Annotated in this window: 24 protein-coding genes; 4 read left to right on the top strand and 20 right to left on the bottom strand. The window is 68.5% G+C overall.

The annotated features are described in order from the left end of the window. Window positions 1-7: 7 nt before the first annotated feature. Entirely contained in the window at window positions 8-2,110 is a 2,103-nt protein-coding gene (locus IPJ59_RS28735; protein ID WP_293253538.1) for a TonB-dependent receptor, read from the bottom strand. Between the two features lie 457 nt (window positions 2,111-2,567). Between IPJ59_RS28735 and IPJ59_RS28730 the strand changes: the two genes are divergently transcribed. Then, window positions 2,568-3,248 (top strand): dienelactone hydrolase family protein, encoded by a 681-nt coding sequence (locus IPJ59_RS28730; protein ID WP_293253535.1) that lies wholly within the window; start codon window positions 2,568-2,570, stop codon window positions 3,246-3,248. 15 nt (window positions 3,249-3,263) lie between these two features. Here the strand turns inward: IPJ59_RS28730 and priA are convergent, their stop codons facing one another. The 3 genes from priA to IPJ59_RS28715 form a co-directional block, all read right to left on the bottom strand. Further along, window positions 3,264-5,804: a replication restart helicase PriA gene (gene priA / locus IPJ59_RS28725; RefSeq protein ID WP_293274156.1), complete on the bottom strand. Its 2,541-nt coding sequence runs from the start codon at window positions 5,802-5,804 to the stop codon at window positions 3,264-3,266. After that, entirely contained in the window at window positions 5,801-6,397 is a 597-nt protein-coding gene (locus IPJ59_RS28720) for a hypothetical protein (RefSeq protein WP_293253528.1), read from the bottom strand. The genes priA and IPJ59_RS28720 overlap by 4 nt, the downstream gene beginning before the upstream one ends. A 111-nt stretch (window positions 6,398-6,508) precedes the next feature. Beyond that, window positions 6,509-6,886: a hypothetical protein gene (locus IPJ59_RS28715; protein ID WP_293274155.1), complete on the bottom strand. Its 378-nt coding sequence runs from the start codon at window positions 6,884-6,886 to the stop codon at window positions 6,509-6,511. A gap of 482 nt (window positions 6,887-7,368) precedes the next feature. On the opposite strand from IPJ59_RS28715, the gene lon reads away from it, so the two are divergent. After that, window positions 7,369-9,807, top strand: a complete 2,439-nt coding sequence (gene lon, locus IPJ59_RS28710) for an endopeptidase La (RefSeq protein ID WP_293274154.1) — start codon at window positions 7,369-7,371, stop codon at window positions 9,805-9,807. A 231-nt stretch (window positions 9,808-10,038) separates the two neighbouring features. Further along, window positions 10,039-10,977 (top strand): serine/threonine protein kinase, encoded by a 939-nt coding sequence (locus IPJ59_RS28705; protein WP_293253519.1) that lies wholly within the window; start codon window positions 10,039-10,041, stop codon window positions 10,975-10,977. Window positions 10,978-10,983: 6 nt separating this feature from the next. Here the strand turns inward: IPJ59_RS28705 and IPJ59_RS28700 are convergent, their stop codons facing one another. Genes IPJ59_RS28700 through IPJ59_RS28680 form a run of 5 tightly spaced genes read right to left on the bottom strand, consistent with a single transcriptional unit; the run spans window position 10,984 to window position 14,319 of the window. After that, window positions 10,984-12,393, bottom strand: a complete 1,410-nt coding sequence (locus IPJ59_RS28700; RefSeq protein ID WP_293274153.1) for a YncE family protein — start codon at window positions 12,391-12,393, stop codon at window positions 10,984-10,986. A 41-nt stretch (window positions 12,394-12,434) separates the two neighbouring features. Continuing rightward, window positions 12,435-13,130: a hypothetical protein gene (locus IPJ59_RS28695; protein ID WP_293253514.1), complete on the bottom strand. Its 696-nt coding sequence runs from the start codon at window positions 13,128-13,130 to the stop codon at window positions 12,435-12,437. Window positions 13,131-13,158: 28 nt separating this feature from the next. Then, window positions 13,159-13,428 (bottom strand): hypothetical protein, encoded by a 270-nt coding sequence (locus IPJ59_RS28690; protein ID WP_293253511.1) that lies wholly within the window; start codon window positions 13,426-13,428, stop codon window positions 13,159-13,161. Beyond that, window positions 13,425-14,042 carry an EscR/YscR/HrcR family type III secretion system export apparatus protein gene (locus IPJ59_RS28685; RefSeq protein WP_293274152.1) on the bottom strand — a complete coding sequence of 206 codons (618 nt, stop codon included), beginning with the start codon at window positions 14,040-14,042 and terminating at the stop codon, window positions 13,425-13,427. The genes IPJ59_RS28690 and IPJ59_RS28685 overlap by 4 nt, the downstream gene beginning before the upstream one ends. Continuing rightward, the gene (locus tag IPJ59_RS28680) at window positions 14,032-14,319 is read right to left on the bottom strand and encodes a flagellar biosynthetic protein FliO (protein ID WP_293253505.1); all 288 of its coding nucleotides are present in this window, start codon (window positions 14,317-14,319) and stop codon (window positions 14,032-14,034) included. Before IPJ59_RS28680 ends, IPJ59_RS28685 begins: the two co-directional genes overlap by 11 nt. Before the next feature lie 140 nt (window positions 14,320-14,459). Here IPJ59_RS28680 and IPJ59_RS28675 point away from each other — a divergent pair, with 140 nt between their 5' ends. Then, window positions 14,460-15,065, top strand: a complete 606-nt coding sequence (locus IPJ59_RS28675) for a hypothetical protein (RefSeq protein ID WP_293274151.1) — start codon at window positions 14,460-14,462, stop codon at window positions 15,063-15,065. Between the two features lie 95 nt (window positions 15,066-15,160). On the opposite strand, the gene rplQ is transcribed toward IPJ59_RS28675, so the two are convergent. The 11 genes from rplQ to IPJ59_RS28620 all read right to left on the bottom strand — a co-directional run. Beyond that, entirely contained in the window at window positions 15,161-15,634 is a 474-nt protein-coding gene (gene rplQ / locus IPJ59_RS28670) for a 50S ribosomal protein L17 (protein WP_293253501.1), read from the bottom strand. A 3-nt stretch (window positions 15,635-15,637) separates the two neighbouring features. Continuing rightward, window positions 15,638-16,651, bottom strand: coding sequence for a DNA-directed RNA polymerase subunit alpha (locus IPJ59_RS28665; protein WP_293253498.1), 1,014 nt, complete (start codon window positions 16,649-16,651; stop codon window positions 15,638-15,640). Between the two features lie 12 nt (window positions 16,652-16,663). Then, window positions 16,664-17,293 carry a 30S ribosomal protein S4 gene (gene rpsD / locus IPJ59_RS28660; RefSeq protein WP_293253495.1) on the bottom strand — a complete coding sequence of 210 codons (630 nt, stop codon included), beginning with the start codon at window positions 17,291-17,293 and terminating at the stop codon, window positions 16,664-16,666. Window positions 17,294-17,296: 3 nt separating this feature from the next. After that, window positions 17,297-17,707, bottom strand: a complete 411-nt coding sequence (gene rpsK / locus IPJ59_RS28655; protein WP_293253492.1) for a 30S ribosomal protein S11 — start codon at window positions 17,705-17,707, stop codon at window positions 17,297-17,299. Window positions 17,708-17,710: 3 nt separating this feature from the next. Continuing rightward, window positions 17,711-18,085 (bottom strand): 30S ribosomal protein S13, encoded by a 375-nt coding sequence (gene rpsM, locus IPJ59_RS28650; protein WP_293253489.1) that lies wholly within the window; start codon window positions 18,083-18,085, stop codon window positions 17,711-17,713. Window positions 18,086-18,095: 10 nt separating this feature from the next. Next, complete coding sequence (gene rpmJ / locus IPJ59_RS28645; RefSeq protein WP_096328167.1) at window positions 18,096-18,209, bottom strand: 50S ribosomal protein L36; 114 nt, start codon at window positions 18,207-18,209, stop codon at window positions 18,096-18,098. Window positions 18,210-18,237: 28 nt separating this feature from the next. Continuing rightward, the gene (locus IPJ59_RS28640; RefSeq protein WP_293253486.1) at window positions 18,238-18,471 is read right to left on the bottom strand and encodes a hypothetical protein; all 234 of its coding nucleotides are present in this window, start codon (window positions 18,469-18,471) and stop codon (window positions 18,238-18,240) included. Window positions 18,472-18,562: 91 nt separating this feature from the next. Further along, on the bottom strand, window positions 18,563-19,879 hold the full coding sequence (gene secY, locus IPJ59_RS28635; RefSeq protein ID WP_293253483.1) for a preprotein translocase subunit SecY: 1,317 nt from the start codon (window positions 19,877-19,879) through the stop codon (window positions 18,563-18,565). A 220-nt stretch (window positions 19,880-20,099) separates the two neighbouring features. Further along, complete coding sequence (gene rplO / locus IPJ59_RS28630) at window positions 20,100-20,570, bottom strand: 50S ribosomal protein L15 (protein ID WP_293253481.1); 471 nt, start codon at window positions 20,568-20,570, stop codon at window positions 20,100-20,102. A gap of 13 nt (window positions 20,571-20,583) precedes the next feature. Beyond that, window positions 20,584-20,778 (bottom strand): 50S ribosomal protein L30, encoded by a 195-nt coding sequence (gene rpmD, locus IPJ59_RS28625; RefSeq protein WP_293253479.1) that lies wholly within the window; start codon window positions 20,776-20,778, stop codon window positions 20,584-20,586. A 19-nt stretch (window positions 20,779-20,797) separates the two neighbouring features. Continuing rightward, on the bottom strand, window positions 20,798-21,168 hold a 371-nt coding region (locus IPJ59_RS28620), incomplete at its 5' end, for a 30S ribosomal protein S5 (protein WP_293274150.1).

The following is a 21,168-nucleotide window of genomic DNA, read 5'->3' as shown; positions in this document are numbered from 1 at the left end:
GGTCACCTCACATCAGAAACAGCGTGGTCGCCAGCCGGACCGCGAGCGGCGGACCGGCGATGAAGTGCAGCGTCGGCAACGTGCTCCGCGGCTCGCTCGTGTCCCAGTACGAGGCGTAATGATACTCGCCCTCCTTCCACTGCGCGTTCGTCACGTTGTCGACCTGTAGGTCAAGCTGCAGCGGCCCGCGGCGGTAGCCGACGCTGAGGTCGAGCAACGCGTAAGTCGCCGCCCGCGCCCCATGCGGCAGCGGCCGCGAGCCCACCACCTGAAGACGAGCACCTGCCCGCACTCCGCTCGGGTGGACCAGCGTCAAACTACTCGCGCTGAGCAGGGGAGGTGCCCCGGGGATCGCCGCACCCGACTGCACGAAGCGGGCGTTCACCACCGTGAGGTCTTGCCGCAATTCGATCCACGGCCGCGGTCGCAGCGAGAGGTCGAGCTCCACCCCAAGACGCCGCGTCCGGTTGAGCTCGATGTTCACCGCCGACACGTGGTCGAACACCAACTCCCGGTCGATCCACGTGCCAAACGCCGCCAGCCCGATCGTCAACCACCGCTTCCCCGTGTAGCGCGCCCCCAGCTCGACCGCGTCCGACGGGAAGATGCGCGGCGTGCCGCCCTTGTAGCGGTCGAGCACCACGTCCGACGGCGTGGTCACCCCGGCGAGGATCGATCGCGCCTCCGGGGCCCGCAGCCCGCGACCATACGCGCTGAACAGCGACCAGCGCTCGCCGACCTGAAACGCCGCCAGCAGCCGCGGCGAGGCCCGCCCGAGCACCTTCTTGCGCCGCGTCTCGTCGTGCAGGTGATCGATGACGTCGTACGCGAACATGTCGGCCCGACCCCCGCCCTCGAGCGTGAGCCACCGCGTCGGCCGCCAGCGCAGCCCGGCCCGCGTGTGCGCCGCGTGCTGACCGATCCCCAGATCCCAGTTCTCCTGCACCACCGCGTGCCCCGCGTCGACCCGCTGATCCTCCTGCGCCACGCTGTCGCCCTGCCACGCGCCACCCACCGTCAGCGTCAGCGTGTCGACCAGCGGCCGCGCATACTCGACCTGATACCCCGCCGAGAAGAATCGGTGCATCTGCGCCCGCCGGTCGCCGTTCACCGGGTCCTGCAGATAGCCGGTGAAGTTCTCGAGCATGTCGAAGCGACGAAACTGGCCGTACACCCGCTGATCGAGGCGCCCGTGCCCGAGTGAGATCTGGTGCCGCAGGCTGACCAGCGCCCGCAACGAGCTGCCGCCGCCGTCGCCCTGGTACACCCCGTCGAAGGGCACCTTGCCGGCGGCAACATCCGCAGCCGACAGCGCCCCAGGCGAGCCGAAGGTCGCGTAGTAGCCCGCGCCGAGCAGATCGAGCGTGCCATGGGCCGGGCTGTCGACGAGCCGGATCTGGTCGAGGCTGCTGACTCGCTGGGCCTGCCGACCCGGCGCGAAGCCGCGGTCATGCATCGCCTCGAACGCCAAAAAGCTCTCCTTACGCAGCCCCTTCGGTGCATGCACCACGACCCCGCGGTGACGGATCGTACTCCCGAGCTCATAGCCCACGCGCGTCCCTCGAGCCGCCGGATCGACCCCGAGCTCGAAGCGGATCGTCCCCGCGTTGGCGAAGTTACCCTGATTGATCTGGAACGGCCCCTTGCTCACGCTGATCTGCCGCACCACCTCGGGGATCATGAAGTTGAGATCGAGGTAGCCCTGCCCGTGGATGTTGGACAGCTCGTTGATCGGGATACCCGCGACCAGCACCTCCACGTCCGAACCGTGCGCCGCATCAAAGCCGCGCAGGAAGATCTGCTGACCCTTGCCCTCGGCCCCGTGCTGACTCAGCAACACACCAGGCACCAATCGCAGCAGGTCGTCGGCCGAACGCCGACGCGGCGCCACCGACAGCTCGCGCGCGTCGATCACCCGCTGCGAGGCCATCAGCGGCGGACGCCGCGTCGTCACCAGCGTCGCATAGCGCGGCAAGGCGCCGAAGCTCGGCCGCGGCGCCAGCCGCTTGGCCCTCGGCTCCTCAGAGGCTTCCCGCGGCTTCACCTCCTGCGCCGCCGCCCGCGTAGACAGCAGCCCCAGCAGCGGCACGAGCACGAGCGCCAGCGGCATCGACAATCCGCAGCTGTGTCTCGTCGCCCCCAAGACCGGTCACGTACCCGCGTCGTACGCCGACGGGCCTGCTCTGGATCGCCCGCCGGCAACTGCGGCCGCTTGCCAGACCTCGCCCCTCGCCGCCATGCCCGCGACGATACCTCATGTCACGCCTCGGTCGTCAAGCTCGCGCGCGCCTGTCCCATGGGACACTCGCACTCGCACTCGCACTCGCACTCGCAGCGACACCAACCGCGCCGAAGACTTCTGGCTCGAGCCCCGCCGGCAGCCACACCGTCCGTCAACCCGCCAGCAGCGATGTAGCCGGCCGGGTTCACCATCGCCGAGCCCGGCACGGCGCTGCTGCGTACCGTGCACATGCAACGCTGCGTCGGCTGCGACGACGCCCAGTGAGAGAGCTTCTGGGCCGCCTACAGCTTCGCCGCCCGCTGAGCCCTGCGTTATCATCGCGGCCATGCATCAGCCCGGCCAAGCTGTCACCTTTCCCCGCCCCGACGGCCAGAGCGCCCCGGGCCTCGCCTTCCACGGACCGGGCCCCGAGGCCCCCGCGATCGTGCTCATCCAGGAGTGGTGGGGCCTGAACGAGCAGATCCGCGGCGTCGCCCGTCGCCTGGCCGACGCCGGCTACAACGTCCTCGTCCCCGACCTGTACCGCGGCAAACAGGCCAGCGCCGCCGACGAGGCGCAACACCTCATGGGCAGCCTCAACTTCCCCGACGCCCTGTTCCAGGACCTCGCCGGCGCCGTCACCATCGCCCGCGAACACCACGGCAAGGTCGCCGTCATGGGCTTCTGCATGGGCGGCGCGCTCACCCTCGCCGCCGCCGTCCACCTGCCCGCAGCCTCCGCCGCCGTCTGCTTCTACGGCGTCCCCCCGGCCGCGCTCGCCGACCCGCACAAGCTGCAAGTCCCGCTCCTCGCCCACTTCGCCGAGCACGATGACTGGTGCACGCCCGCGGTCGTGAACAACCTCGCGGAGCAGCTGCGCGACGTCACCATCGAACACGAGCTCCACCGCTACGACGCCCACCACGGCTTCTTCAACGAGGCCCGCCCCGAGGTCCACGACGCCGCCGCATCCGAACTCGCGTGGCAGCGCACCCTCACCTTCCTCGCACGCCACCTCGCCACCTGAAGTCCGATCACCGCGTCACAGCAGCGTCTGCGGATCGACGTCCAGCACCGCACTGGTCTTGAAGTCGCCGCTGCCATCGAGCCCGAGCTGCGGCCGCAGCTGCTTGAGCAACCAGCGCAGCGGCGGTCGTGCGCTGGCCCGGATCAACAGCTGCCAGCGGATCTTGCGGTTGACCCGCTCGATCGGCGACGGCACCGGCCCGAGCAACGCCAGCGGCGCCCGCCCCTCCTGCTTGCTCGCCACCCCCTCCACGCACGCCCGCACAAACGCCCCGAGCTGCTCCGCCCGCCGCCGCACGGCGACCTCGTCCGGCCCCGAGATCCGCAACAACGCCAGGAAACCAAAAGGCGGATTGCCGAGCTGCTGCCGCTTCTCCAGCTCCCACGCGGCAAAGCCGGCGTAGTCGTGCTCGGCCGCCAGCGCGACCGCCGGATGACTCACCGCGTACGCCTGCATCAACACCCGACCCGCACGCTCGCCCCGACCCGCTCGCCCGCTCACCTGCGTGAGCAGCTGAAAGGTCCGCTCCGCCGCCCGCAGGTCCGGCATCCCGAGCCCGTGGTCCGCCTGGAGAATGCCGACCAGCGTCACCCCCGGAAAATCGTGCCCCTTCGACAACATCTGCGTGCCGACCAGGATGTCCGCCTCATGGTTGCGAAACCGGGTCAGCGTCTCGATCAACCCCTTGCCGCGGCTGGTGTCGCGGTCGAGCCGCAACACCCGCGCCCGCGGGATCTCCTTGCTCACCGCCAGCTCTACCCGCTCCGTCCCCGCGCTCCCGTGCAGCAGCTCGCCCTCACCGCAGGTCCGGCAGCGCTCCGGCGGCCCCTCGATGTGCCCGCACAGATGACACATCAGCCGGTTGCGCTGCAGGTGATAGGTCATCGACGGCGCGCTGCAGTCCGGACACTGATGCAGCGCCCCACACGACCCGCACACCAGCGTCGTCGCAAACCCGCGACGGTTGAGGAACAAGATCGCCTGCTCGCCCGCCGCCACCGTCTCCGTCAACGCGGTCTTCATCCTCGCCGTCAGCAGCGTGTCCGGGTCCGGACGGTGCACCGCCAGCGGCACCAGCTCGACCTTCGGCAGCGGCCGCGGCGTCGGCCGCGTGTCGAGCCGCAACCAGCGATAGCGACCGGCCCGCGCCTGCTCGTAGGTCTCGAGCGCCGGCGTCGCGCTGCCCAGCACAGCCAGCGCCCGCTCGTCACGTGCGCGCACGAGGGCCACGTCGCGCGCGTTGTAACGCACCCCGTCCTCCTGCTTGAACGACGGGTCGTGCTCTTCGTCGACCACGATCACCTTGAGGTCCGCGACCGGGGCGAACACCGCCGAGCGCGCCCCGATCACGATCGGTCGCAGCCCCATCCGGATCTGCTGCCACGCGTCGAGGCGCTGTCGCGGCGTCAGCCCGCTGTGCAGCACGGCCACCGTGTCGCCGAAGCGGGCCCGGAAGCGGTCCGAGAGCTGCGGCGTCAGGGCGATCTCCGGCACCAACACGATCGCTCCGCCACCACGTCGACGCACCTCGGCGATCAGCTGCAGATACACCTCCGTCTTGCCCGACCCCGTCACCCCGTGCAGCAGCGACACCGCGAAGGCCCCCGCGTCCATGTCGGCGATCAACGAGGCCAGCGCCCGCTGCTGATCGCTCGTCGGGGCCTGCGGCGTCGAGCTCTCGGGCGTCCCCGCGGCAAAGGGATCGAGCGCCCGCAGCCGCTCCTCGGCCACCACCAGGCCCGGCTCGAGCAACCCGACGATCAGCTCGCGCAGCCGCGGAAACGGCCCGCGCAGCTCACCCGCCGGCAACCACACCCCGGGCGCCGCCGTCTCGAGCATGTCGAGCAGCGCCCGCCGCTGCTTGCTGCGCCCGACGATCTCCTGGATCTTCGCCTCCCCCCCCGCGTCGCCCCGCAGATAATCGGTGCGCCGATAGTGTGTCTCGACGCGCGCCGCCTCATCCGCGCCGTCATCCCAGCGGACCGTGCACAGCTCGCGCGCCGCAAGCTCGCCGAGGATCCGCAACACACCGTTGATCCTCGGCCTTAGCGAGGTCAAGCGCTCGACCGCAAGCTCCTGCCGCGGCGCCGTCGCCAGCGCCGCGAGCACCCGCTGCTCGGCGACCGACGGCACATACGGCCCGCCACCCTGCGAGGTCAGCACGAAGTCTCGCGAGGACGCCAGCGCCGCCTCACCCGCCCGCGTCAAGCTGGCCTTTCGGACATCCGCTCCCGTCAGCAAACCCGGCAGCGCCAGCCGGTACACCTCACCCACCGGCGCGACGTAGTAGTCCTGCACCCACTCGCACAGCCGCAACAGCCCCGGCGTCAGCGACGGCGCCCCAGGCGGGTCCAGCGTCTCCTCGACCCGCCGCAGCTTGCCCGCAGTTGGCTCGCCCACCACGTCGCGCACGACACCGACCAGCCCGCGCGCCCCGAACGGCACCAACACCCGCGTCCCCGGCTCCGGCGCGCTCGCCCACTCCGCCGGCACCGAATACGTGAACGCACGGTCCAGCCCCACCGGCAACGCCACCGAGACCAGCCGCTCACTCACTCGTCGCCTCGCCGCAGCTCGCCCGCCGACCGGTGCAACGACCGCCACAACCGGTGCCGCGCCAACGTTCGATCGAACACCCCGACAGCCAACAACAACGCACCGACGCCAAACAACAACCGCTGCGTCCACGCCCACCACAGCGCCAGCAGCCCCGCCTCGCTCGCGTCGACCGCCCGCGCCGCCCCGGCACACACGCTCGCCAGCAACAGCACGACCACGACCGGCACCAGCACGGCCAGCACCCCACGCAACCCACTCCGCTGTGAACCGACGCCGAGCCCCCGCGCCGCCGCCGTATCGACCCAACCCAGCCGACCACCGAGCGCCGCAAGCATCACCACCACCACCGCCACGACCCCGAACCCCTGCAACACACCAACCCCGATCACCTCGACCCCCACGCCCGCGACGCTCGCCTCCCACTGCGCCCGCAAGCCTCGCAACAACCCCGGGCCGAGCCAGCGCAGCCCACCCGCGAGCCCGAGGCACAGCACACCCGGCAACAGCCACGGCGACCCCGGCCGCAGCCCGGCGCGATGCGCCCGCGCCAGGCGCCGTGGATCGGGGGCGATGCTGCCGTCGTCAGCCAAGACAGCGAGATGTAGCGCGAGCGAGCCCCCCGGCCAAGAGATCTTCCGCCCGCAAAAACACAACGAGCCGACCCCTCCCGGGGCCGGCTCGCCACGCGACACTGAAACGGCTCAGTTGGCCGGCGGGGCCGCGATCACCTGCACGCGGAAGCCGACCAGACAGCGTGCCCCACCCGCGCCACCCTTGTAGCTCGGCACGACTTCCAGCTTGTCGGTCGCTTCCAGCGCCCGGAACAGCAAGGCGATGTTCGCCTCGCTCAGGTTCTTGCCGTTACAGGCCGTCCCACCCCACTGGTACTTGCGAGCCACAGAACCCTCGTTGACGATCAGGTTGCCGCGCTCGGCGGTGTAGTCGTCGGCGTAGGTCTCGTTGATCGTCACCGACGCCACCGTGCCCTTCAATCCATCCGCGTCCGCATACGCGACCGCCGGCACCAACACAACGGCCGCAAGCGCGGCCCCCTTCATGACTCGTGAACGAAGCGACATTGTGGTTCCTCTCGCGGCTTGCTCGTTGAAAGCGGGGGTCAAAGACCGCGAGCTGCAGTCTCCTATTCATGCTGTCGCCACGCAATCCTCGTCGCCAGGGCGCTTCCGCCCCGCGCCGACGCCGTTCTGCACCCGGACGGGACTCCGCTCACGGCGCGCCCCACCGCTTCCTACCGCCCTTCCGCGCCGCGACCTGTCCTATCGGACATCCCACCTGGTCGTCGCATCGACCGGTTGACATGTCCCAAAGGACATCCGCGTTCGACCGGTCTCGACCTGTCCTTTCAGACATCATCGTCGCCCTACCACGGGTCCCCGTCCATCTGACAACACAACTCTCGGCCCGGCTCCTGCGACGCCGCGGTTGACGGGCCGAGAAGCGGCTTTACCCTCCATCGATGCCCGCCGGACCTGTACCGGCGGCGCGAGATGAGGCCGCCACAGCCCCTGCAGGCGCGACGCCGCCGGGCGCGAGGAACACCATGACGCACCCAGAACTGCCCACGTCCCCATTCCCGCTGCTGCCGCTGCGCAACGGCGTCCTCTTTCCCGGCACGGTCATCACTGTGCCCGTCGGCCGCGCCCGATCGATCGCCCTGGTCGAGTCGCTCGAGCCCGGCAAGTCGATCCTCGGCATCGCCGTCCAGCGCGACGCCCGCGTCGTCGACCCGGAGCTCTCCGACCTGCAGACGATCGGCACCTACGCCCGCGTCCGCCAGGTGCGCCGCACCAGCGACCGCAACTACCAGGTCGTGCTCGAGGGCATCGGCCGCTTCCAACTCGGCAACCTGCTCCACTCCAAGCCCTACTGGATGGTCGAGGGCGAGGCCCTGCCTGACCTCGTGAACGACCCCGCCGAGGCCCGCGCCCTCGCCGAGGCGCTCAGCACCCAGGTCCGCGAGCAGCTGCAAGAGGTCGCCCCCGAGGTCGTCGCCAACTTCGGCCAGTGGATCGAGATGCTCGGCCGCGCCGATGACCCCGGCCTGCTCGCCGACCGCGTCGCCGCCGCCCTCGGCCTCGACACTGAGAAGGAGGTCCAGGTCCTGCTCACCCGCGAAGCCAGCGAGCGCCTGCGCCTCGTGACACGCCTCCTCGTCGAGGCCCGCACCATGGCCGAGCTGCGCAAGAAGATCGACACCGAGGTGCGCAAGGGCCTCAGCTCCGGCCAGCGCGAGGTGCTCCTGCGCCAGCAGCTGCGCGCGATCCAGAAGGAGCTCGGCGAGGAGCCGCGCAGCGATGAGCTCGCCACCCTGCGCGAGCGCCTCGACAAGGCCGAGCTCCCGGAGGAGACCCGCAGCGTCGCCGACCGCGAGCTACGCCGCATCGAGGGCATGAACAGCGCCCAGGCCGAATACAACGTGATCCGCACCTACCTCGAGTGGATCGCCGACCTCCCGTGGAGCGTCCGCGCCGGGGCAGAGATCGACCTCAACGCCGTCGCCAAGAAGCTCGATGACGACCACTTCGGCCTCGACGAGGTGAAGAAGCGGATCCTCGAGCACATGGCCGTGCTCAAGGTGTCGGGCAACAACAGCCGCGCCACGATCCTCTGCCTCGCCGGCCCGCCCGGGGTCGGCAAGACCTCCCTCGGGCAGTCGATCGCCGACGCCACCGGCCGCCCCTTCGTGCGCATCGCCCTCGGCGGCGTGCGCGACGAGGCCGAGATCCGCGGCCACCGCCGCACCTACGTCGGCGCCCTCCCCGGCCGCATCATCCACGCCATGAAGAAGGCCGGCAAGAAGAACGCCGTGGTCCTGCTCGACGAGATCGACAAGCTCGGCCAGGGCTGGATGGGCTCGCCCGAGGCCGCCCTGCTCGAGGTCCTCGACCCCGAACAGAACAAGACCTTCACCGACCACTACATGGAGCTGCCCTTCGACCTCTCCGAGGTCACCTTCATCGTCACCGCCAACAGCCTGGAGACGCTGTCGGCCCCGCTGCGCGACCGCCTCGAGATCATCGAGGTCTCCGGCTACACCGCGGAAGAGAAGCTGCACATCGGCAAGCAGCACCTCCTCCCCAAGCAGCTCAAAGCCCACGCGATCGCCGAGGGCACGCTGAGCGTCAGCGACGACGCCCTGCGCGCCATCATCCGCGACTACACCCGCGAGGCCGGCGTCCGCCAGCTCACCCGCGAGCTGACCAAGCTGTGCCGGGCGCTCACCCTCGAGTTCGCCCGCAGCAGCGACGAGAAGCCCGCCCGCATCGCCATCGAACCCGCGGACCTGCACAAGTACCTCGGCAAGGTGCGCTTCATCAGCGAGGTCGCCGAACGCACCTCCGTCCCCGGCGTGGCCACCGGCCTCGCCTGGACCCCGGTGGGCGGCGACATCCTGTTCATCGAGACCTCGCGGATGCCCGGCAAGGGCCACCTCGAGATCACCGGACAGCTGGGCGACGTCATGAAGGAGTCGGCCCGCGCCGCGCTCACCTACGTGCGCAGCAACGCCGACTCGCTCGGCATCGACGCCAGCTTCCTCAGCACGCAGGACCTCCACATCCACGTGCCCGCCGGCGCCGTGCCCAAGGACGGCCCCTCCGCCGGAGTGACGATCTTCACCGCGCTCACCTCGCTGCTCACCGGTCGCCGGGTCCGCCCCGACACCGCCATGACCGGCGAGTGCACCCTCCGCGGCCGCGTGCTCCCGGTCGGCGGCATCAAGTCGAAGGTGCTGGCAGCCCACCGCGCTGGCCTCACGCGGGTCATCCTCCCGCAGCGCAACGCCCGTGACGTCGACGATGTCCCGGCCGATGTCCGCGAGCAGATGGAGTTCATCTTCGCCGAGGACATGTCACAAGTGCTGGCCGCGGCGCTCGAGCCGAGCCTGCTCGGCGCCAAGGCGAAGACCGACCTCGACCCGAGCGAGGTCGTCGAGCCGCGCGAAGCCGGCAGCAACGAGACGCCGCGCGCCGAGGCCTGAGCTGCGAATCACGACAGCCGGCCAGATCGTCACGAGAGATCGTTCGCCCGCGCCGGTGCATCGCCGACGCGGGCGGACCACTTCTTGGTCACACAATCGCCCGAAAGATCGACCCAAGCCCGCAAAGATCAGCAAACACTCGACCAGTCCCGCCCGCCGCCGGGACATCGCGCGTGTTCGCCCTCGCCCTCGCGTTGACTTGCCTGGAAGACAGCGATTAACTGGGGTGCGTTGGCAGTACCCGACCGAATCGGCCCGTATCAGATCGTCGAGCGCATCAGCGCTGGCGGCATGGCCGAGGTGTACAAGGCGACCCAGACCGGCGCCGACAACTTCGAGAAGCCGGTGGCGATCAAGCGGATCTTGCCGCACATCGCCCGCGACCCGAACTTCATCGGCATGTTCCAGGCCGAGGCCAAGCTGGCCGTCCAGCTCCAGCACGGCAACATCTGCCAGATCTACCAGCTCGGCCGGCACGAGGACTCCTTCTACATCGCCCTCGAGTACGTCGACGGTCGCGACATCGGCGCCATCCTCGACCTGCATCAGAAGCTCGGTCGCGGCATCCCGCTGCCCCAGGCCTGCCACATCATCAGCCGCGCCTGCGACGGCCTCGACTACGCCCACAACAAGAAGGGCAACGACGGCAAGCCGCTCAACATCATCCACCGCGACATCAGCCCGCCGAACCTGCTCATCTCCTACGAGGGTGAGGTCAAGCTGATCGACTTTGGTCTCGCCAAGGCCGTCGGATCGTCGATCCAGACCCAGGCAGGCATCATCAAGGGCAAGCTCGCGTACATGTCGCCTGAGCAGGTCCGCGGCACCCCGCTCGACGCGCGCAGCGACGTGTTCGCCCTCGGCATCGTGTTCTTCGAGCTACTCACGGCCCGCCGTCTGTTCCGCCGCGACAGCGACCTCGAGACCTTCGATGCCGTGCGCCAGTGTCGGGTGCCTCGCCCGAGCGAGCTCAACCCCGCGATCCCGGCGCAGCTCGAGCAGATCTTGCTGAAGGCGCTCACCCGCAACGTCGACGACCGCTACGCCTCGGCCAGCGCGCTCAACGAGGCGATCCAGGAGTTCGTGCTCACCAACCGCCTCACCTTCCGCGGCGAGCAGCTCGGCGAATGGATGCGCAAGCTGTTCTCCCGCCGCAACAAGGTCAGCTGAGCACCCTCAGTCGTCCTTGAGCCCGACCCGCGCGACCACCCGCAAGAAGTCGGGCGAAAGCCGCTCGAGCTCGACGATGTCGACCGTGCTGGCCAGCGTGTTCACCACGTAGAGGCGACGGCGCAGGTCGTCGATGACCAGCTCGTTGGGCCCGTCGTCGACCTCAATGGTGGCGATGACCTGAAACGCGCCGAGCCCGACGACCGCGACCTGGTCGTCGGAGTAGCAGCTGACCAGCGCCAGCCGCTCGCCGACCGCCGGCCGGTCGATCGCCAACACGTTGGGGTTGCGACACAGTGCGACGGTCGCTATCTGCCGATTGACCGGCTGCTTGTCGTCGTCGAGCCGGGTGTCGACGAGCGACAGTGCGGGCGGCGTGGTGTGCACGACCAGCAAGCGCTCACCCGTCTCCGGGTCCTCAAATTTGAGGTCGGCCATGAACGGACGATCTGCGGACTGTGTCGGGTTGACCCCGACCAACGGATCGTCGTCCCCGGGGATGATCGTGTCACGCCCGGCGAACACGGAGAACATACGCACGCCGGGCCAGAAGCGGTGGGTGGTGTAGAGCAGCGGCCGGGTGCAACCGCGTGTGTCGGCCGGCGGATCGGCTGGATCGCAAGCCCGCTGCGCGACCGCGAAGCCCCCGGCGAGGGTGTTGCTGTTGATCGGATCGGACCGATAAAATCCCGTCTCGATATCCGTGATCTTGGGCCCGTACTCGGCGTCCAGGGCGATCAGGGTGATCGCGCTGTCTCCGTCCTTCACGCCCTTGAGGTGCGGCAGATAGGCGTAACGAAAGCCCCCATCACCGACGAAGATCCGCGCCGGGTCAGCCGGCAAATGGGCTGCGTCGGGACGATTGTCGAGGTACTCGAGCACGTGGTCGCTGTCGCAGTCACCCTCGCCAACCTGGCCGCACTTGAAGTTCAGACCGCCGTCGGCCGGCACGACGTCGACCCATGTCACCGCCTGGGCGATGCTGGAGGGGATCAGCAAACGCAGCGGACCGTCGGCGCCGCTCGGGCGATCGAGCGCGATGTTGCCGGCGCCGCTCGGCAGCCGCAACGCGTGTCTGCGGGCGAGGAACCACTGTGCCTCGCACTCGCGCGGTGCGACGTCGCCATCGCCGGTGCTCCGACACGGGTTGGCGGCCGTCAGCCTGGCGCCTGGCAGCAGCGGGGTCGCTTGCAGCGCCGCGTCGAGGCGCTTCAGATCGATCGCCACCAGCGTGCTCGCGTCCTCGTGCTGGTCGAGGTTGCTGTTGGTCACCATCAACCATTCACTCTCAGGCGTGAGCAAGGCGCCCGTCGGGAGACGCAGCCGCTGCAATTCCGGCGGCATCGGCTCGCCCGAATTGCAGGCGAGCAGCGCCGCCAGGGCGACTCCCCACCGACCGGCTCGGCCGTGCGTCATGCTCGTAGCATCGCACCACGAGCCTGCGCCGCCAAGCCGCGTCACGGCTGCGGCCAGGCGCGCAGCCAGGCGTGTGGATAGGCGGCCCACGCTGCTCCAAGGCTCACCAACGCGGCCACCACCACCAACCATGGACGCAACAGCTCGACCACCGGCGCGACCACGCCGCGGCTCGCCAGACGCAGCCCGAGGTCGAGAGTCGCCGCGCTGAGCAGCACCGGGGTCGCAAAAGTCAGAGCGAGGACGAGGCAACCATGCCCCGCGCTGACGACCCACGAGGCCAGCGTCGGCAACCCGGGCCACCATCGGGCCGGTGCACCGACCGGCCACAGACCGAGGATCTCGCGCAGCGCGAGCAGCAGCGGGCGATGGACCCCCGCGAGCAAGCCACCCGCGAGACAGGCCACCAGCAACAGCAGCGACAGACTCCGACCACGCAGCTGCAAGCCGGCAGCGCTCTGGCCAGCAGCGCCGAGCAGCGCTGCGCCCGGGAGGCTCAGCATCACACCAAGCACGCTGCCGAGCAGCAGCTCACACGCCGCGACGAGCAGCCAGCGCGTCAGCGGCACCGACTCTGGCGCGGTCGCGGGCAGCACCACCACCGCGATGCAGATCGCTAGCCCCGCGGCGACGCCCTCCCACAGCGGACCGATCGCGTCGCGCCACAGGGCCTGTGCGCGCAGCAGGCCGAACAGCCGCAGCGCGCCCCAGCCCAGCAGCGCCAGCCCCCCGCTCACCGCGATTCGCCTCCCCCGAGCGCCGATGTCACGGCGGCCTGCCCTGCCCGACCGCCGCGATCTGCTGCCACAGCGTCGTGGTCCAGCTCGCCGTCTCGCTGAGCCACGCCGCACCCCCGGCCGCCAGAACCGCCAACACTGCCGTCGCTCGGGCCAGCAGCACCAGCGTCGGGTCGTGCAGGCCGAATCGCTGCGCGAGCAGCCCGGCGACCAACACGGCGCCCGCCGCAGCCAGCGCGACGGGCAACACCTGCGCCACTGCCATACGCAGCGCCTCCTCGATCAGCGCCCCGTTCATGCGTAGCCCTCCACGAGTCCGCGGACGATCACGTCCCAGCCGCCGACCGCGAGGAACAGGGCGATCTTCAGCGGCAAGCTGACCAGCGGCTGCGAGCTTCCGCCGGCGAGCCCGAGCAGCAGGAGCACCTGGGCGACGACCAGATCGACGAGCACGAACGGCACCAGGATGAGCAAGGAGATCTGCAAGGCCTCGCCCAGCTCGGTCACGAGGAAGGCGGGGATCAGCGCCAGGGGATGCTCCGGGGGCAGCCCTTGCAGCTCACCGAAGAACTCGAGCTCGGCCGCGTCCGCGTGACGGGACAGGAACTCGAGCAGCGGCGCGAGCACGTCGGCAACCTGATAGCCTGGCCCTTGAGTAAGGTTCTCGATCCCGCCGGCGGCCTCGAGCGCCTCGAAGCTGGCCGCCGCGACCGGGCCCATCACCACCGCAGTGATCGCCAGGCTCAGCGCGAACACGGCGCTCCACGGCAACAGCAGCTCGGCGCCCAGCCCAACCCGCAGCGCCGAGAGCACGACGCTCGCCTTGGTGAACGCCGTGCACGTGATCGCCAGCAACGGCGCCGCGCTCAGGGCCGCCCAGGCCGCGAGCCCCACTGGCAGCTCAAGGGCCATGGGGCACCTGCCCGTCGCCGTGCACCTCGTTGTGGGTCCACGCTGGCAGCTCGGCGAGCTCCGTCAGCAGCTGTGGCGGACCGCTCGGCCCGGTGCCGATCAGCAGACGTCGCCCCTCGAGCTCGACCACTTGCAGCCGATGGCCCCCGCCGAGCGGGATCACCTTCGCGGGCAGCTTGCCGACACCGCGAGTCACACGCACCAACACCAGCAGCAACAGCAACAGTCCGAGCGCAACCAGCGCGAAGACTGCTCTCTCGTCGAGCTCGGTGAACACGCCGCGAGACTATCCCCGACGGGCAAAACCGCAAGAAACAGGCCCCCTCGTTTCCTGCGTGCGTAACATGGCGCCACGATGCCGCGTTACGCCACGACGGCGCCATGCGCTGCGCTTCACTCAAACTCAGAGGATTCCCCATGAAGATTCGGACATGGATCGTTGCGCTGGCGCTGCTGCCAGGCTGCGGAGATGACACGGGCGATACAGACGGCAGCTCCAGCGCTGACACAGGCGCCGCGACCGAGCCCACCACCGGTGATCCGGTCGACGACCCCGCCAAGGTCCCGCCGACGAGCGGCCACGCGGACATGCAGGCCTGGCTGAAGGAGGGTCACTACAAGAGCTGGAAGTGCCAGATGGGCGTCCAGGAGCCGATCTCGATCTCTCCGCACGGAAAGCAGCGCATCTGCTCCAACGCGATCCTCAGCGGCCACCTCACCCAGGACGAGTACCCCGTCGACTCCGCCGCCGTGAAGGAGCTCTACGACGACGCCGGCGCCAACATCGTCGGCTACGCCGTCTACCGCCACATCAAGGCCGGCATGACCGGCGACGACTGGTACTGGTACGAGCAGGTCCCCGATACCTCGCCAGCACCGCACGACGACAATGGGGTCGTCGCCGACGGCCCCGGCAGCATGGGCTCGGCCCCCGGTCAGGGCCTCTGCGTCGGCTGCCACATGGCGACCGGCCAGGACGCCGACCATCCCGGCCACGACTTCGTGTACGAGCAGGTCATGTAAACCCGCTCCAGCCCAGCACGAGAAAGACGAGCCCGCTGGAGAACTCCAGCGGGCTCGCTCGTCGGTGCCCGGAGGCACCCACAGGCTGCAGTGGCTCAGTCAGCCGTATCGGTGCCCGTCGGCGTCGGGGCCGGCTTGGCGCCCTTGGCCTTCGGTGCACCGGCGGACACGAGCTCGATGATCGCCATCGGCGCGGCGTCGCCGACGCGCTGACCAATCTTCACGATGCGCGTGTAGCCGCCAGGACGTCCGGCAAGCTTCGGGGCGACATCGTCAAAGAGCTTGTGGAGGACCTCGCGGGTCCGGATCATTCGGCTGGCCATGCGCAGGGCGTGGACATACCGTCCCTGCTCGGCCGGGGTGCGCTGCTCCTTGGACTTGCCGAGGATCTCGCCGAGGCGCAGCGAGATCGAGATCGTCTTCTCCGCGAAGCGGCGCAGCTCCTTGGCCTTCGGCTCGGTGGTGGTGATGCGCTCGTGCTCGATCAGCGAGGTGACCATGTTGCGAAACATGGCCGCCCGATGGGACGAGCTACGGCTCAACTTGCGACCCGTGTTCTGGTGACGCATGGGTTAGGTCTCCTCGCGAGCCGGCGGCGGCCCCTGCCAGTTGTCGATCTTCATGCCGAGAGACAGGCCCATCTGCGCGAGGATCTCCTTGATCTCCTTGAGCGACTTACGGCCGAAGTTCTTGGTCTTGAGCATCTCGGCCTCGCTGCGCTGCACGAGGTCGCCGATGTAGTGGATGTTCGCGTTCTGCAGGCAGTTCGCGGAGCGCACGCTGAGCTCGAGCTCGTCCACCGAGCGCCACAGGTACTCGTTGAGCTTGTCGGTCTCGCTCTGTTGCGGAATGGCCGCCTCCTCGATCTCTTCGCGGTTGATGAAGATCGAGAGCTGCTCCTTGAGGATCTTGGCGGCGAAGGCCACGGCGTCCTCGGGACGCACGGAGCCGTCGGTCCAGACCTCGAGGGCCAGCCGGTCGTAGTCAGTGCGGTGACCGACGCGGGCGTTGGTCACCCGGTAGTTCACCTTCTGGATCGGCGAGAACAGCGAGTCGATCGGGATCACCCCGATCGGCATGCCCTCCGCCTTGTTCTGGTCGGCGGTGAAGTAGCCGCGTCCCATCGCGCTGGTCATCTCCATGCGCAACCGGCCGCCCTTGCTGATCGTGGCGATGTGCTGCTCGGGGCGCAGCACGCTGACGCCCGTCGGGCACTGGATGTCCGCCGCGGTGACCTCGCCCTCGCCCTGCTTGTCGATCACGAGCGTACGCGGGGTCGCGTCGTCCATGCGGATGAGCAGAGTCTTGACGTTGAGGATGACGTCCGTGACGTCCTCGACCACGCCGGGCACGGTGGTGAACTCGTGGAGCGCACCCTCGATGCGCACCGTCGTGATCGCCGAGCCCTGCAGCGAGCTCAGGAGCACGCGACGGAGGCTGTTACCCAGGGTGATGCCGTACCCGCGCTCCAACGGCTCGCAGGTGAACTTCCCGTAGGTCTCGGTGAGCGTGGCAGTGTCGACCTCGAGCTTCTTCGGTCGAATGAGATCGCGCCAATTTCTGGCGATGGTGTTCTGATCCTGCATCCGTCCCTCCGTTTACTTCGAGTAAAGCTCGACGATGAGCTGCTCGTCGATGTCCGACGAGATATCCGAACGCGTCGGGGCCGCGGTGACCTTGCCCCGCATCCCGTCCTTGTCCAGCTCGAGCCAGGCCGGTCGCGGCACGCGGTCGACATTGGCGAGAGCATCGACGATCTTCTGGACCTTCCGGCTGCGCTCGCGGACCTCGATCGTGTCGCCCGGGCGAACCTGGTACGACGGGATGTTGATGCGCTTGCCGTTGACCGTGAAGTGTCCGTGACGGACCAGCTGTCGCGCCTCTGCGTGGCTCGATGAGAAGCCGAAGCGCAGGGCAACGTTGTCCAGGCGGCGCTCGAGCAACATGAGCAGGTTCTCACCCGTCACGCCGCGCATGCGCGAGGCCTTGTAGTAGTAGCCGCGGAACTGCTTCTCCAGCAGACCGTAGATGCGCTTGACCTTCTGCTTCTCGCGCAGCTGCTGGCCGTAGTCGCTGGGGCGCTTCTTGCGACCCTGACCGTGCTGACCCGGCGGATACTGTCGCCGCTCGTAGCCGCACTTGTCGGAGAAGCAGCGATCGCCCTTGAGGAACAGCTTGGCGTCTTCACGCCGGCAGAGCCGGCACACGGGACCAATGTAGCGTGCCATGGTTCAGACCCTCCTCCGCTTCGGCGGGCGGCAACCGTTGTGGGGGATCGGGGTGACGTCCTTGATCGAGGTGATCCGAAGCCCCGAGCTCTGCAGACCGCGAAGCGCCGACTCGCGGCCGGCGCCGGGACCCGACACACGCACGGACACGGACTGCATGCCGTGATCCTGCGCCTTGCGGGCCGCGTCATCCGCCGCCAGCTGGGCGGCGAACGGCGTCGACTTGCGCGAGCCCTTGAAGCCGCGCACGCCCGACGAAGCCCACGCCACGGTGTTCCCGTTGACGTCGGTGATCGTGATGAGGGTGTTGTTGAAGGTGGAGTTGATGTGGACAATGCCCGTCGCGACGTTCTTCTTCGCGCGACGCTTCTGCTGCTTGCCCTTGTTGTCCTGCTGCTGGTTTGGACTCGCCATGCGTCAGGCCTTCCTCTTCTGCGCGACGCTGCCGCGCTTCGGACCCTTGCGGGTGCGAGCGTTCGTGTGGGTCCGCTGACCGCGGACTGGCAAGCCGCGACGATGACGCAGGCCGCGGTAGCAGCCCAAGTCCATCAGGCGCTTGATGTTCATCTGAACGTCGCGCCGCAGGTCGCCCTCGACCTGGAAATCCGACTCGATGACGGTGCGGATGCTCTGCACTTGGTCGTCGGTCAGGTCGTCCGTGCGCAGCGCGAGGCCGATGCCGGACTTGTCGAGGATCCGCCGCGCCGAGGCGCGGCCGATGCCGTAGATGTATGTGAGCGCGATTTCCACGCGCTTGTTACGGGGCAGGTCCACCCCAGCGATGCGTGCCATGGTGGTTGTCCTATCCCTGCCGCTGCTTGTGCTTGGGGTTATCGCAAATCACCCGAACCACACCTTTGCGGCGGATGACCTTGCACTTGTCGCAGATCTTTCGAACGCTGGCTCTGACTTTCATTGCTTCCTCTGGTGAAGTCGTCGACACCTCAACGCTGGCGCAGCGCCAAACCGGTGATAATGCCGCGACCTGGATCGAGACTGGCCCGCTGGACCAGTACACGTTGCCCCGTCCGAACGTGCACGCCGATGCGCCGCGCATCGAGCGAGAGGCTGGCCGTGAGGACAGCTCCTGCCGGATACTCGGCCTCGAGGCGATAGAGGTGCTGGGGCAACTCAGCGACCACGGTGGCCTCGAAAGTAGTGGCGTGCAGATCGTTCATGGTGGTCTAAAGAGCGCGCAGGGTGGCAAAAAACCCCGGCCAAGTCCAGCCGGGGGCGCTTTCGCCGAGCCTCTCCGCTCGTGAGTTTGGATCAGCCCCGGCGTCCCCGGATGCGAGGTCCACCAGGTCCGGCGAAGCCCTCGTAGCTCCGCGTCACCAGGTGGCTCTCGATCTGCTGCGCCGTGTCCAGCGCCACACCGACCACGATCAGCAACGAAGTGCCGCCGTAGTAGAAGGGGACGTTGAATTTGGTCTGCAGGAAGGTCGGCAGGACGCACACAGCGGCGATGTAGAAGGCGCCCGCGAAGGTCAGCCGGGTCAGGATGAAGTCGATGTACTCGGCGGTCCGTTTCCCGGGACGAATGCCGGGGATCGAGGCGTTCTGCTTCTTCAAGTTGTCGGCCACATCGACCGGGTTGAACTGCAGCGAGGTGTAGAAGAATGTGAAGAAGATCACGAGTGCAACAAACACCGTGATGTACAGCCAGCCATCGTAGCGCAGCGCGTTGGACAGGGTCTGCAGCGGCAAATATCCAGTCATGCCGGCGATCTGGCTCGGGAACATGAGGATCGAGCTGGCGAAGATCGGCGGGATGACGCCGGCGCTGTTGATGCGCAGCGGCAGGTAGTTGGCGCTGCCGCCGAACATCTGTCGACCGACCACCCGCTTGGCGTACTGGACCTGGATCCGCCGCTGGCCGCGCTCCATGATGACCACGAAGGCGATCACCGACACCACGATCGCTACGAGGATCGCCAGGAACATCGGCCCGAACGACTCCGGGTCGTCCTGCTGTTTCTGCCACAGCTGATAGATGGCGACCGGCAGGTCGGCGACGATGCCAGCAAAGATCACCAGCGAGATCCCGTTGCCGATCCCCTTCTCGGTGATCTGCTCGCCCAGCCACATGATGAAGCAGGTGCCAGCGGTCAGGGTCAAGATCGTCATGATCTTGAAGCCGAAGCCCGGTTCCAGCACCAGCGCCTGACCGGGTGTGTTCTGCGACTCGAGCCAGGTGGCCATGAACCAGCCCTGGATGACCGAGAGGAACACGGTGCCATACCGGCTGTACTGGTTGATCTTGCGGCGTCCGCTCTCGCCCTCCTTGCTGAGCGCCTCAAAGCTTGGGATCACCGCGGTCATCAGCTGCATGATGATGCTGGCGCTGATGTACGGCATGATGCCCAGCGCAAACACGCTCAGGTTGCTGAGCGCACCGCCGCTGAACATGTTGAGGTAGCCGAGCAGGCCGCCCGCACCTTGGCGGACGATGCTGTCCATCACCGTACGGTCGACCCCGGGGCAAGCCACGAACACGCCGAAGCGGTACACGGCCAGCATGGCAAGCGTGAACAACACCCGCTTGCGCAGCTCGGGCAGCTTAAAAATGTTGATGATGACACCCATCGGCGGTTCCAGCTTGCCTGGTTGCGGGGAAGATCTGACGGCCTCAGCCAGCCCCCGCGACGTTGTACCTCAATCTCGACCACGCCGCGTCTGCCCCCCACGAGCCCCGAGGCCGTGAGTCGACGCGGTCACCCGCGCCCAGCCTGGGCCACAAACGAACATCGACCGGACCCCCACGCCTTCGCCGGGGATCACGGTCGCTGCTACAGACGCCCGGTCCTCAGGCCGCGTCAGGCTCGGGCTTGGCGAGCACCCGCACGGAGCCCCCCGCCGCCTCGATCTTCTGCTTGGCCGACTCGCTGACCCCATGGAGCTGGATGTCCAGCCGGGTCTTGAGCTCACCCTCGCCGAGCAGCTTGACCAGCTTGGCGCGCTTGGGCACCAACCCTCTGGCGTGGAGGCTGTCGACCGTGACCGACTCACCCGCCGCGAAGGCACCCTCGAGGCGACCCACGTTGACGCCGTGGATCTCCACGCGGTGAATGTTGACGAAGCCACGCTTCGGGATCCGCCGCTGGACCGGGTTCTGGCCGCCCTCGAAGTGGTCCGGCATCTGGTTGTGGCGCGCGAGCTGGCCCTTCACGCCACGGGTGGATGTCTTGCCGCGACGCGAGCCGATGCCGCGACCGACCCGCTTGCGCCGCTTACGGGCGCCAGCCGGCGGCTGGAGTGTTTCGAGTGTAGTACCCATCGTTGTTTCCCGGTTACTGGGCGTCGTCAGCCGGCTCGACCGTGACAAGGTGCTGCACCTTGGTGATCATGCCGCGGATCGCCGGCGTGTCCTCGAGGACACGCGCGTGGTGGAGGTGGCGCAGGCCGAGGCCGCGAACGGTCGCCTTTTGGGACTCCTCGCGGTGGATGGGGCTGCGGACAAGGGTCACTTTGAGCTTGAGCGCCATGGTGGAGGCTCCCTTCCGGCTAGGCCGTCATCTCAGCCAAGGGCAACCCACGGCGGCGCGCCACCGACTCGGGTGCCCGCAGGCGCTTGAGCGCGTCGACGGTCGCGTGGATGACGTTCTGCGGGTTGTTCGTGCCGATGCACTTGCTGAGGATGTCGTGGATGCCCGCGCACTCGACGACGGCACGCACCGCGCCGCCAGCAATGACACCGGTACCCGGCGATGCCGGACGAAGCAGGACCTGGCCCGCGCCGTGCTCGCCGATGACCTCGTGAGGCACCGTGGTGCCGGCGAGCGGCACCTGAAAGAGGTTCTTGCGCGCGAGGTCGTTGGCCTTGCGAATGGCCTCCGGGACCTCCTTCGCCTTGCCGTAGCCGATGCCGACCCAGC

The organism is Nannocystis sp. (genome assembly GCF_016714285.1).
GTDB lineage: Bacteria > Myxococcota_A > Polyangia > Nannocystales > Nannocystaceae > Nannocystis.
This window is presented reverse-complemented; position numbering and strand designations above follow the sequence as displayed.

Coding starts and splice junctions, on each gene's coding strand:
- IPJ59_RS28640 (WP_293253486.1), bottom strand. CDS start 18,471: ATGAACGATCTGCACGCCACTACTTTCGAGGCCACCGTGGTCGCTGAG.
- IPJ59_RS28700 (WP_293274153.1), bottom strand. CDS start 12,393: ATGACGCACGGCCGAGCCGGTCGGTGGGGAGTCGCCCTGGCGGCGCTG.
- IPJ59_RS28675 (WP_293274151.1), top strand. CDS start 14,460: ATGAAGATTCGGACATGGATCGTTGCGCTGGCGCTGCTGCCAGGCTGC.
- rplO (WP_293253481.1), bottom strand. CDS start 20,570: ATGGGTACTACACTCGAAACACTCCAGCCGCCGGCTGGCGCCCGTAAG.
- IPJ59_RS28665 (WP_293253498.1), bottom strand. CDS start 16,651: ATGCAGGATCAGAACACCATCGCCAGAAATTGGCGCGATCTCATTCGA.
- rpsD (WP_293253495.1), bottom strand. CDS start 17,293: ATGGCACGCTACATTGGTCCCGTGTGCCGGCTCTGCCGGCGTGAAGAC.
- rpmD (WP_293253479.1), bottom strand. CDS start 20,778: ATGGCGCTCAAGCTCAAAGTGACCCTTGTCCGCAGCCCCATCCACCGC.
- secY (WP_293253483.1), bottom strand. CDS start 19,879: ATGGGTGTCATCATCAACATTTTTAAGCTGCCCGAGCTGCGCAAGCGG.
- IPJ59_RS28730 (WP_293253535.1), top strand. CDS start 2,568: ATGCATCAGCCCGGCCAAGCTGTCACCTTTCCCCGCCCCGACGGCCAG.
- rpsK (WP_293253492.1), bottom strand. CDS start 17,707: ATGGCGAGTCCAAACCAGCAGCAGGACAACAAGGGCAAGCAGCAGAAG.
- IPJ59_RS28690 (WP_293253511.1), bottom strand. CDS start 13,428: ATGAACGGGGCGCTGATCGAGGAGGCGCTGCGTATGGCAGTGGCGCAG.
- rpmJ (WP_096328167.1), bottom strand. CDS start 18,209: ATGAAAGTCAGAGCCAGCGTTCGAAAGATCTGCGACAAGTGCAAGGTC.
- rplQ (WP_293253501.1), bottom strand. CDS start 15,634: ATGCGTCACCAGAACACGGGTCGCAAGTTGAGCCGTAGCTCGTCCCAT.
- IPJ59_RS28715 (WP_293274155.1), bottom strand. CDS start 6,886: ATGTCGCTTCGTTCACGAGTCATGAAGGGGGCCGCGCTTGCGGCCGTT.
- IPJ59_RS28735 (WP_293253538.1), bottom strand. CDS start 2,110: ATGCCGCTGGCGCTCGTGCTCGTGCCGCTGCTGGGGCTGCTGTCTACG.
- lon (WP_293274154.1), top strand. CDS start 7,369: ATGACGCACCCAGAACTGCCCACGTCCCCATTCCCGCTGCTGCCGCTG.
- IPJ59_RS28685 (WP_293274152.1), bottom strand. CDS start 14,042: ATGGCCCTTGAGCTGCCAGTGGGGCTCGCGGCCTGGGCGGCCCTGAGC.
- rpsM (WP_293253489.1), bottom strand. CDS start 18,085: ATGGCACGCATCGCTGGGGTGGACCTGCCCCGTAACAAGCGCGTGGAA.